This is a genomic window from Burkholderia sp. Leaf177 (assembly GCF_001424345.1).
Taxonomy (GTDB): Bacteria; Pseudomonadota; Gammaproteobacteria; order Burkholderiales; family Burkholderiaceae; genus Caballeronia.
Window position 1 is genome coordinate 294393 of the sequence record NZ_LMPF01000012.1, and the last position, 11276, is coordinate 305668.

The following is an 11276-nucleotide window of genomic DNA, read 5'->3' on the forward strand; positions in this document are numbered from 1 at the left end:
GGTCGACTGGCAGGTTTGCCGTCTTGCCGTCTTGCCGTCTTGCCGTCTTGCCGTCTTGCCGTCTTGCCGTCTTGGCGTATGGGCGTATGGGCGTATGGGCGTATGGGCGTATGGGCGTATGGGCGTATGGGCGTCTTGGCGTCTTGGCGTCTTGGCGTCTTGGCGTCTTGGCGTCTTGGCGTCTTGGCGTCTTGGCGTCTTGGCGTATGAGCGTCTTGGCGTATGAGCGTCTTGGCGTATGAGCGTATGGGCGTATGGCCGTATGGGCGTTTGGGCGTTTGGGGGTGCCGAACCGCACTGCGTCGCCGAGTAATAAAAGCCGAACCGTGGCGGGAAAGCTTTGGGCGACCACGCGACTTCCCTTCAACTAGAGTTTTGACTTTGGAGAGAGTTGTGTCCGACCGGTTGGTCCAACGAAACCATTAGGTTCAGAAACGATCTATCGACGGTCGTGGGCTTCGCGATTCATTGATGCCACAACCAAATCTTTGGCTTCTTGATCCCCATGGCTCTACGCGGCGGTCGCTTCGAATTCTTGCGCAGCCGGTTGATTTGTATCGATCGACTGAAAACGAGCCATGCGATATCCAGGACAGGACATGCCAATAACTCGAATCCGTGTCTAGACTCTAGACACTCTATTCGGCTGTCATGAGTGCGACCCGATCCGCTAGTCGCTATCCGTCGCTATCAGCCGATGCGGCGTCTGACCGCGACTAGCTACATGCGTGTCTAGACTCTGGACACACGACTTATAGGCTTTCCAAATCAAACAATGCGTCGCACGGCGATTCGGAGCTTTCTTATTTGCGAAACGCAGAAAATCGCGATTTTCCGGCGCCTGATGTCTAGACTCTAGACACGCAACGCGCACCCGTTGCATGCGGCTACGTTGTGCAGACGACCTCCGACATGTCTAGAGTCTAGACACGCAAATAAAAAAAACCCGCTTTCGCGGGCTTTTTATCATTTTCTAATTTTCAACTCGTTTTCGGTTGCGCATGAAACATCTGGCTAAGAAGCTCCCGGATCTGGGTCTCTTGCGCGCTGGTAAGCACGCCCGATTTGATTTTCACGGTGATGCCGCTGACGTCTTTAGTAATAGATCCAGCATGTTCTTTTCCGGAAAAGAACTTGTCGATGCTGCGCTCGTTCGCTGATCTCGGCGATGTTGCCTGCTGAACCGCCATCGCTTTTATCGCTGATGCGACCTTGCCCTGATCCAAGTCGCCTTTGACGACAAGCGGCCAAAGCTCTGCTGCTGCCCTCAATCCGCTTTCTCCGTGCTTTTTTATCGCTGCGACGATCGCTTGGGCTGCGGTTCCACCAAGCAACGTCGGCTGTACATCGAGGTCCTTCTGAATAAACTCCGGAAGACTTTCGAACGATAGAAACTGATAAAGCCCGCTCCGCGACATTCCCAGAGCCTCGGCCATCCGCTTTCTATCGGGAAATTCTTTTTCCGTTTGCCTTATGGAAGTCGCGACTTCGTAATCGGACAGGTCGTCGCGACTCACGTTTTCGACAAGCGCCAGCACTGCCATATCCGAGTCGGAGCACTCGACAACCACAGCTTTTATAGTGTCGAGTCCCATCAACTTGTGTGCACGCCAACGGCGTTCGCCCGCCACGATCTGATAAGACTCCTGCGCACGGCGGACCACGATGGGCTGCATCAATCCGACTTCACGGATGGACTCGGCCAATCCTGTCAGCTTCGCGTCGTTGAAAACGCGCCTCGGCTGCCAAGGATTCGCGACGATATCGGACACGGCCAATTGCGATGGAGCACCCGTGGCCTCCAATTCCTGAACACGGAGCTGTGCCACTGCTAACGCGCCGGCAAGTCCAGGGGCCGTTTGAGTTTTGGAGCTACGCTTTACTTCGTCCTGATTGATCGACGACGTCGCCCGAATACCGGCCGTCTTAGCCAGCAATTGTTCACGCATGTTGCTCATTGCGCATTCCTCCATTTTTCAGCGTAGATGTCGTCGACCCATCGGCAGTAATCTATTAAAGGCTGCTTGACTCGTTGCAGCGACTTCGACGCGCTATGCGTGCTGCTGACGTCGAAGACCGTTGAAAAGGCGAGCGCCCCGGTGCTCATGACCGAACTCGCAGGCACTTCGATTGGATGCAACCAACTCTCGTAAGCGCTTTGTGCCCATGCACGGACGATTGGCGCGGAAGAGGTACGTCCATAATCGACTCTCGAAAGCAGCAGCGAAACGAAATCGTACTTTTTATCCGCCTCGTACTTTATAAAGCTTTTCGAGACATCGGAGAAAAGCCGCCAGAAAGACAGCGAACTAATGAAATCCAGATTCTCCGGGACCATCGGCATCACCATGGCATCCGCCGCGAGGAGAGCGTTCAAATTTAGGTACGAGAGGGAAGGCGACGTATCCATCAGGATGTAGTCGTAATGCTTGCGCAACGGCTCGAGGCCTTGACGGAGCACTGTCCAAAACCTGAATCCCGGCCTCATTTTTTGCATTGCCGGGAGATGAAATTCAGCGCCGATCAACTCGGTATGGGCGGGAATCACATCGAGGCCATCCCAATACGTCGATTGAACACGTGCTTCTAGGCCGCCCTCGATGTCTTGGTCGTATATGAACGGCAGCACGGTGTCGTCGGGTGTCACGTCTTTTTCCGCATACAAACCACAAAGCTCGGAGAGTGACGCCTGCGGGTCCAAATCGACGACCAGCACTTTTCGACCACGCAGCGTCAGCCCTTGTGCTAGGCACATGGTGGTTGTTGTTTTCGCCGAGCCGCCTTTTAACTGGGCGGTGATTATGATTTTGCCTTCAGCTTCACGGGTTCCGGTAACCAACGGTGTCTGATAGATATCAGATACCTTTTGAACCCACACTCTTGCTTCTTCTAACGTGAAGGTCCGAGTTCGCCCCGTTCCGGCTGCGGTGCCCGGAGGCAATTCACCATCGCTTTTGGTCGCCAGATACTGAACCTGCGAATGCGCTATGTTGCACATCTCGGCAATCTCGCCCGTTTTGAACACGGGCGCGGCCTTGCGCGGACGGGGCGCCAAAATGGTGTCACGCAGTTCGTCGGTGAAAATTGAAACCTTTTCGGCGAACTGGCTAATTTGTTCAAAGTGAACAGTTCTATCTACAGCGGGAAGTTGGCTTGTTTTCGCCATTCTGAGGTTTTTCCAAGAATTTTATTGAAGCTCAGAATACCGGAAATGCTTGAAAGTTTCTGTAGAAATTGCTTGTTAATAAAGCAAGAAAGCCCAAACAATCAGCGGCGTATCGTTTCCTAAGGTTTGAAAGACTAAAGTTGGCGCTCAGAGCAAAGAGAGCTGCCTGACAAAGGGAAGTCAGGCACGACGCAAGGTGAGGTCAATTGTGCACTTTTGCATTTTTTAAGCGCACCAAACTGACGATCCAAGATCAAGGTGAGGTCGTTTGTGCTGCGCCTGCACACAGTCACTCAAAACTCAGCGTTTCCGCACAAAGAACCTCACCATTAGTCATTGCTTGGGTTAAGCGACCGAAAATCGAGCGCGGCTTTGCTTGTGCGCACAATAAACCTCACCATCCGTCGCAGTCTTTAAAGATCACACGCTCATGTCTCCGGGATCGACCCCTCTCATCTGAAAACGCGTTCAATGTGCTAAAGCTGAATACATAAATTCATGCGAAAGACGCACGCGTCATCGTATTGGTCATCGAAACTCGCTTTCCACGTGAATCACGTGTTTGTTTGTTTTTTTAAAGAAGTAAACCGGCCAACCTACCAACAGCGGCAAATTATTTACTTAAAATTCAATACCTTACCCTCAGATAAGTGAGGTTTGTTGTGACAATGGTGAGGTTCGATGTGCACGAAAGTGAGGTTCTTTGTGTGGCAACGGTGAAAGTTATTCCCCGCAAAGGTGAGGTTCGGTGTGCGCGTCACATCGCTTGGCGAATCAGGTGAGGTTGGCTGTGCGGAAGATAGGAAAAATCATCCAGCGCCATATGGGAATAGGGGCCGGCAACGAGGGCAGAACCTGCAGGTGAGGTTTGTTGTGCCCAGGTGAGGTTGATTGTGCAGAACCCTTATGCGCGGCGTTTCCCGCGCCGCCTTTAAAGTCATGGTGAGGTTGTTTGTGTTGACAGCTCACCGTCACATGCTATCTTTCCGAAATCTAAACGATCTCCGGATAAGCGAATGGCTGCCGACGACAAGCCGGGTGACGCTGCGCCGAAAGTGACGCCCAGGCAAATGGCGCTCGCGCTGTTCGAAGATATGTTCGACCTGGGCATGCCCATTAGCGAGGCCAACCGCGAGATCGGCTACCAGCGCAACAACTTCTTCACTCAAGTCGTCAACATGGGGCTGCCTGCGCGGCGCTTCCTGGATGCCGCCTATTTCATCGTTGCACAGGAGCAGGAAGCGCGTGACCAGTACGACGTCGAACTGAACTATTTCAAGTGGTTGATGCGCTACGACAGCCGCAACCTCAAGCACTTGCGCACGATCGCGGAGGAAGCGCAGGACGCGAAGATTCAGGTCACCGATACACCGCTCGACCGCGAGCCCAACGAGGACGACTTGTGGGTCTCGGTCCAACTGATGGGGATGGTCGGCTTTCATCGCGGACGCATTCGCTTCGACGTGCATCCGCGCCTGGTCCCGCAAATTCGCGATCCAAGGAAATCCCACTGGCTGAGCCTGCGCATTTCGACCGCTTTTACTCGCAGCCTTTCCCGCGCGATCTACGACCAGGTGCTTCCGAGCGTCCCGAATGGCCGAACGGAATGGATCCGGCTTGAAGACATGCGAAGCTGGCCTGGCAAGATGGGCGCGAACGCGGCCATCTTCAAATACTTCAAGCGAGACTGGCTCGAGCCGGCGGTGCGTGAGATCAACGAGGTATCGGACATCGAGTTGACGTATGAGACCAAGACCGAGTCCATTACGTCGAAACGGATCGACCGCATCAGGTTTCTGTTGAAGCGCAAGGATACGGCCGACGCCGCTTTGGCCAGCCTTGCAGACGCGAGCCATCTATACAAGATTCTGAAGGACGAGTTCAATCTCTCCACCATCCAGTTCACCGAGATTTCCGAGAATCGCGAAGTGTGGACGGATTCACGCATTCAGCAAGCCGTGGAATACACGCGTTTCAAGATCAATCGCGGGCTGGTGAAAAAGAGCCCCGCCGGCTACTTGATGCGAGCACTGCGCGACAACTGGAAGATGTCCGAAGCCGAAAGGACGATGGTCGATGTTCAGGCAAAACTGCTGACCGACGAAACCGACGCCGAAGTGGCGAAGAACGAAACCCGCAGTTCGGTTGCTCGGACTATCGCGTCACGTGAAGAAGAAACGCGTGCGCGCATGAACGACGACTCGCGTAAAGGCCGCGAACATTTCAACGCCTGCGATGCAAGAACGAGGAAGGAGTTGCTTCGTACATGGATTACGTCCAGCCAGGGCAAACTCATGCTCCGACGGATGAAGCTCGACGCTGCGACCGTGACGGAAGAGGACGTGGTTTCGAATGCAGACCTTGTGTGGTACTTGGGGCAATTCGTGTTCGGGCGGCTGAATTCATCGCGTGCGGCGGCATGAGGTTCGTGCATATGCCGAAACGCGTGGGTGTATCGAAAAAGTCAGTGAGTGGCGGGGAGGGATCGTTCAACGATAGATCGAACGATCCCGGCAAATTCGGCCGGCGCTTCCACGCACGATGTGTGACCGGTATCGAGTATTGAGAGCGTGGAACCCGGGATTCCATCGTTAAGTCCACGTGCGTGCGAAAGCGTGCGCGCCGGATCTCGAGCGCCATGAACGATCGCAGCCGGAAGGCGTGACAACTGACCCAGCATGTTGGTGAGATCGAGGTCTTTCAGGCTGCGCAAGCTTTCGGCTACAGCCGCGGCGGTGATGCGACGCGGATACGTCTCAAACCCTTCAGCGAGTTCATCCGGACACGGCACGCCAAGCGATCGCTCGGTCATGGCTTTCCATAGCCCGGGTCCCCAACTCGTCAATACCCGCTCGATGACAGATTCAACGTCGCCATGACCCTTCGTATTCGCGCCGCTATTGCTGAGCACCATGCCGACCACATTCGGCTTATCCGCGCGCAAGTCGATAGCCGCAGCCAGCGCCGCGACCGGCGTTCCCACGGAATGCCCGATTAGCACGGTCGGACCCAATCCTTCGATCAACAACGCCACGCGCTGCGCGACAGAATGCAGGTCATGCGGGCCGGGACCTTCCAGCCATCCCACGCCGATGGCGCGAAGCTTGACCATACGCGCGGCCGGCGCGAACGCGTTTGGGGGCACCAGCGCTCCGGGCAAGAAGACGAGGGTAGGGCGGTTTTCGAGCCCATCGGCGAGAGGGTAGAGCGCGAGAGATTGCGTCAATTTAGTCGGAACGAGTTTGTCATTGGAGGGCCGTCACCGGCTCAAAGTGTAGCCGAACGGTCCAAATATCCTCCGCGTCTCCCGGCGATCCGGTCTAGTCCAAGCCAAGCGCATAACCGTCGCTGCGCGGATCGTGTGCTCCCGAAGCGCTGTTATTTGCGTTGATCCGTATCACGCCCGGATGTCCGGCCAAGGGACTTTGCGCGGGAATGGCGCTCACCTCGTGGCCACGGTTCGCGAGTGCTGCGAATACCTCCGCGCCCGCATCTGCTTCGAGCTTGAGTGCGTCCCGGGTATCGGAGAAGGTCTTGCCCAGCAAGAAACGCGGACGGCTGAGCGCGGCGAGCGGGTCCATGTCGTAGTCGATCAACCGCGTGAGGATCGCAGCGAGCGTTTGCGGCTGACCGTCCGCGCCCTGCGTTCCAAACAGCAAACGCGGCTTGCCGTCCTTCAGATACATGCCCGGATTGAGCGTATGGAACGGCCGCTTGCCCGGCTTCAGCGCATTGTGATGCGCGGGGTCCGTGCTGAACGACGCGCCGCGGTTGTGCCAGAGAATGCCTGTATCGCCGGCAATCACGCCGCTGCCCCAGTCGAAGTACACCGTCTGCAGCAGGCTCACACTGCGGCCTTCACGGTCCGTCGCGCCGATGAAAACCGTATCGCCCGGCCGGAAAACATGCGGCCATGCACGCGCCTGGTCGGGGCTGATGGAACGTGCATGGGCGTCGAGCGTTGCGCTGGACAGCATGTGCTCGACCGGGACCTCGTTGAAATCCGGATCCGATACATACCGGTCCCGATCCGCGAACGCAACCTTCACCGCTTCGACCAGCAGATGGTAATAGTCCGCGCTGCCTTCCTCGATAGCGCTCAAGTCGAACCGGTCCAGCGTTCCCATGATCTGGAGGGTCGTGACGCCCTGCGTGGGCGGACGCAAGCTGATCAGCTCGCCATCACGATACGGCACGCGCAGCGGCGTTTCATCGCGTGCCCGGGTGCGTGCGAGGTCTGCAAGCGTCAGTGGCGAGCCTGCATCGGCGAGTCCTCGCGCGATACGTCCGGCAAGTTCGCCTTCATAAAATTCGCGCGCGCCATGCACCGCAATTCGTTTCAGGCTTTCTGCCAGCGCCGGTTGCGCGAAGCGCTCGCCAATGTCCGGAATGCGGCCGGCCGGTGAAAATACCTTCGCAAAGCCCGGTTGCGCATGCAGTTCGTCCGCGCGAAGCGTGTGCCAGAAGTGCTGCGAGGGTGTGACGGGAAAGCCATCCGCGGCATATTCAATTGCCCGTTCGAACAGCGCGGACCATGCCATCTTGCCGGCCCAGCATTGCTGGCTGATGGCGTGCGCCTGATGCCATGTGTCCACAGTGGCGGCGGTCGTCAGCGTTGAACCGGGACCGCGCTGCGTTATCGCGCGTCCGCTACGGTCGAGGAGCGGCGGATTCTGCGCGGCTTGCCCGATACCCGACAACGTCCGCAACATGCCGGTCTTGTCGCCGATCACCCAGAACGCATCGCCGCCCAAGCCGTTGAAATGCGGATAGGTCACGGCCAGCGCCGCGCCGATCGCGATGGCCGCTTCGATGGCGTTGCCGCCAGCGCGCAGCACCTCCAGACCCGCCGTGCTCGCGAGTGCGTGCGGGCTGGTCACCATGCCGTTGCGCGATGTGTCTCGTGCCGTTTGCTGCATCAAAGCTCCGTGGTGTGAAGCACGCCATCGGCCGAGCTGAAACGCGTGCTGAGTTCTTGCGCAAAGGCGAGAAGCGCCAGGTCGTCGCCCCGTGCGCCGATGATCGATAACGCCAGCGGCCGTTCGATCTCATCGAAGAACGGCAGCGTGATCTGCGGAAGGCCGCCGATTGCCGCGATGGCGTTCATGGTCAATGCGTCCTGATAGAAGCGGCCGATTGTATCGCCGTGAGCGTTCTTTGCGAGCAGCGCCACGGGCGTGGTCGGCATGATCAGCAGCGTGTCCTGCAGCACTGCATCGAGCTGTGCGCGAAGGCGCGCGCGGGTTGCGCGCCAGTGCGCTGTCATGCTTCGATCGAAGTTATCCAGGCGCGCAAAACGTGGCGCAATGGACGGCCCAAAGCGTGGCTTCGCTGATGCGATCCATGCGCCGAGAGAGGTATCGATATCCGCGTCCTGAAGCGCCTGATAACACGTGAGCCATTCACCGTCGCTTATGAGCGAAACGGAATCCACCGCGCCGATCGACTCCGCGAGGACCGTCAGGCGGGCGGCGTCATCGGGGGCGTTTCTCGCGCGCAGGTCGAAGGCTTCTTTCACCCTGACACGCCGACGCTTTTGTATCGACGACGATGAACCCTCAGGCAGCAAAACGCGGCCGACCTTCGCCAGGACATCGGCGGAACGCGCGAACCATCCGACCGTATCGAAACACGGCGCGAAGGGCAGGACGCCGTCGAGGAAAACGGCGCCATGCGTGGGACGTATTCCCCACACGCCGCAGAAAGCCGCGGGCACGCGCACGGAGCCGCCCGTGTCCGTGCCGAGCGCAAAGTCTGCTTGGCCCGCCGCCACGACCGATGCCGACCCGCTAGACGATCCGCCCGGCAGCGCATGCGGCCAGCGTGGATTGAGCGGCGTGCCGTAATGATGGTTTTCGCCTTCGAGGCTGTACGCGAGCTCGTCGGTCATGGTCTTGCCGTCGAGCCGCGCGCCGGCGCCAAGCAGCCGCGATACACAGACCGCGTGACGTTCGGCCGGCGCGTGCGTTGCCAGCCAGTCCGGATTGCCGCCGCCGGTGCGGAAACCCGCGACGTCGATCAGATCTTTCACCGCGAAGCGCAAGCCATCCAGCGCGCCGCTTGCCGTAGGCGCCGCTTCCACATGTTCGCCGGGCACGAACGCGTTCATTCGCGCGACTCCGGCAGCGAGGCGAGGATGCGCGCCGAATCCGTCACGAAGCCAAAGCACTTCTTCACGTTCCACACGGTAGCTTCGGTGCAGAACGATGGCGACGACGTCGCGCAACAATCCTCAACGAGCACGCAACCGTAGCCGAGGAAGTTTGCATCGGTCAGCGAATGGAGCACGCATTGATCGGTGTTCACGCCGGCGAACAACACCGTGCGCACGCCGAGATTGCGCAGGATGCTGTCGAGCGGCGTATCCCAGAAGCCGCTGATGCGATATTTATCGACACAGATATCCGAGGGCAAGGGCGCGAGTTCATCGACGACGGCAGCCGCCCATGAATCCTTTTCCAGCACATGCGCGCCGTTGCTCGCGAGCGGCTCGCCAAGTCCGACGCCTGCGCCCGTCGGCTTGTATAGATGCAGCTGGTTCGGCGGCATGTTGGCGAGGTCCGCACGGTTGCCCCAGTTCACCCAGATCACGGGAACGCCGTGCGCGCGCAGTGCCGGCAGCAGGCGCAGCAATGGTGCAATGGGCGCACGATCCGCTTCGAAATCGCCCCCGATTTGGGCAACCCAGCCACCCTTGGTGCAGAAATCATTCTGCATATCGATCACCACAATCGCCGTTCTGCGCAGATCGACGCGCACGTCCTGCGGCTCGCACGCGAGCGTCGCGACCTTCGGCTCGGGCGCCGGCATGGACATGTCGACAAGTGTCGGGCTCGCGTTCCAGTGATAGTTGTCACCACGGCCCAGGCGGCCAAAAGGCCCGTCGTTGCTGGTTGCGGATGGCTTCTCGGTTTTCATCGGATGCAACTCCTCAAGGTGTGAAGGAAGGCGAACGATCGATGGCGAGCATCGTCGACAGCGAGTCGCAATTGCGCACTGCGCGCCGGCTACAAGCTGATCCAATCCACGATGCACCCATGCGCTTGGCATCGAATTTGCATTGGTTTCGTTCATGAATAACCTACTTACCGAAACCAAATGCAAGAGGAGTGCCAGAATGTCGATAGCCCAGTTTAGAACCGTTGCCAAGGCCATGACGATCGCGGCCGCTTTGACTGGAATGGCGAACGCCGTCGCGGCCGATCCATTGCGCGTCGGCGTGTTGATCCCGGGTTCGAAATCGGACAAGGGATGGATGGAATCCGGTTACGACGGGCTGACGGCCGCGCAGACGGAACTCGGTCCGAAACTCAAGACGCAGGTGATCGAGAACATCAACTATGCGGACATGGAGCAGGCGCTCACGAACCTCGCGTCGAAAAACCAGCTGGTGATCGGCGTAGGCGGGCAGACGCAGGCGGCGGTGCTGAAGATCGCGAAGCGTTTTCCCAAGACGAAGTTTGCGATCGTGGGCGGCAACAAAGGTCAGGACATGCCGCCCAACGTCGCGGGCTATGACGTGAAGCAAGCGGAGATTGCGTATGTGGCGGGCGCAGCCGCCGCGATGTTGTCCAAAAACGGCGCGGTCAGCTATGTGGGCGGAATGGAAATTCCGTCTATCGTGAATGCGGGAAAAGAGTTCGGCAACGGCGCGCGTTCAATCAATCCGAAGATCAAATATTTCGAGAGCTATACCGGTGACTTCGACAATGTATCGAAGGCAAAGGAGGCCACGCTCGCGGCAATATCGCAAGGCGCGGATGTTCATTACCACATCCTGAATCTCGGCTTGCGCGGCATGGAGCAGGCGGCGACCGAAAAACACACGCACATGATTGGCAGCTACACGGATCGATGCGGCACGGATGCGTTGTACGTGGCCTATTCGATCACAGGCGTTGGATACCAGGTGCAATACGCGATCGATCAGATGGCGGCAGGCACCTGGCAGCCGGGCTACAAGCCATTTGGACTGGCGATGGGACCCAAGGCGTCCGGCATGGCGGTGTGTCATGCAACGCCCGAGATGAATGCGAAGATCAAGCAGATCGAGCAGGACATTGAAAGCGGCAAGATCAAAGTGTCGGAAGGGTGACGGGCGATGAACCTG

General features: G+C 58.1%; 8 protein-coding genes. 2 read left to right on the forward strand and 6 right to left on the reverse strand.

Features of this window, described 5'->3' with window-relative positions:
- Positions 1-980 precede the first annotated feature (980 nt).
- Both ASG35_RS12195 and ASG35_RS12200 read right to left on the reverse strand, forming a co-directional pair.
- Positions 981-1958, reverse strand: coding sequence for a ParB/RepB/Spo0J family partition protein (locus tag ASG35_RS12195; RefSeq protein ID WP_056357480.1), 978 nt, complete (start codon positions 1956-1958; stop codon positions 981-983).
- On the reverse strand, positions 1955-3166 hold the full coding sequence (locus ASG35_RS12200; RefSeq protein ID WP_056356939.1) for a ParA family protein: 1212 nt from the start codon (positions 3164-3166) through the stop codon (positions 1955-1957). The genes ASG35_RS12195 and ASG35_RS12200 overlap by 4 nt, the downstream gene beginning before the upstream one ends.
- A gap of 1016 nt (positions 3167-4182) precedes the next feature.
- Here ASG35_RS12200 and ASG35_RS12205 point away from each other — a divergent pair.
- Positions 4183-5589 (forward strand): replication initiation protein, encoded by a 1407-nt coding sequence (locus ASG35_RS12205; protein WP_056356943.1) that lies wholly within the window; start codon positions 4183-4185, stop codon positions 5587-5589.
- 41 nt (positions 5590-5630) lie between these two features.
- Here the strand turns inward: ASG35_RS12205 and ASG35_RS12210 are convergent, their stop codons facing one another.
- The 4 genes from ASG35_RS12210 to ASG35_RS12225 all read right to left on the reverse strand — a co-directional run bounded on the left by ASG35_RS12210 (position 5631) and on the right by ASG35_RS12225 (position 10084).
- Complete coding sequence (locus ASG35_RS12210; protein ID WP_082508341.1) at positions 5631-6392, reverse strand: alpha/beta fold hydrolase; 762 nt, start codon at positions 6390-6392, stop codon at positions 5631-5633.
- Positions 6393-6486: 94 nt separating this feature from the next.
- A complete protein-coding gene (gene ggt / locus ASG35_RS12215; RefSeq protein WP_056356949.1) occupies positions 6487-8085 on the reverse strand; it encodes a gamma-glutamyltransferase in 1599 nt (532 codons plus the stop codon).
- Complete coding sequence (locus ASG35_RS12220; RefSeq protein WP_056356952.1) at positions 8085-9275, reverse strand: amidase; 1191 nt, start codon at positions 9273-9275, stop codon at positions 8085-8087. Before ASG35_RS12220 ends, ggt begins: the two co-directional genes overlap by 1 nt.
- Positions 9272-10084, reverse strand: coding sequence for a cysteine hydrolase (locus ASG35_RS12225; protein ID WP_082508342.1), 813 nt, complete (start codon positions 10082-10084; stop codon positions 9272-9274). Before ASG35_RS12225 ends, ASG35_RS12220 begins: the two co-directional genes overlap by 4 nt.
- Before the next feature lie 199 nt (positions 10085-10283).
- Between ASG35_RS12225 and ASG35_RS12230 the strand changes: the two genes are divergently transcribed.
- Positions 10284-11261, forward strand: coding sequence for a BMP family protein (locus tag ASG35_RS12230; protein ID WP_056356955.1), 978 nt, complete (start codon positions 10284-10286; stop codon positions 11259-11261).
- The last annotated feature ends 15 nt before the right edge of the window (positions 11262-11276 follow it).

Excerpts from the sequence above, each read along its gene's own strand:
- ASG35_RS12200 (WP_056356939.1), bottom strand. The coding sequence starts at position 3,166 with ATGGCGAAAACAAGCCAACTTCCCGCTGTAGATAGAACTGTTCACTTT.
- ASG35_RS12205 (WP_056356943.1), top strand. The coding sequence starts at position 4,183 with ATGGCTGCCGACGACAAGCCGGGTGACGCTGCGCCGAAAGTGACGCCC.
- ASG35_RS12195 (WP_056357480.1), bottom strand. The coding sequence starts at position 1,958 with ATGAGCAACATGCGTGAACAATTGCTGGCTAAGACGGCCGGTATTCGG.
- ASG35_RS12220 (WP_056356952.1), bottom strand. The coding sequence starts at position 9,275 with ATGAACGCGTTCGTGCCCGGCGAACATGTGGAAGCGGCGCCTACGGCA.
- ASG35_RS12225 (WP_082508342.1), bottom strand. The coding sequence starts at position 10,084 with ATGAAAACCGAGAAGCCATCCGCAACCAGCAACGACGGGCCTTTTGGC.
- ASG35_RS12230 (WP_056356955.1), top strand. The coding sequence starts at position 10,284 with ATGTCGATAGCCCAGTTTAGAACCGTTGCCAAGGCCATGACGATCGCG.
- ggt (WP_056356949.1), bottom strand. The coding sequence starts at position 8,085 with ATGCAGCAAACGGCACGAGACACATCGCGCAACGGCATGGTGACCAGC.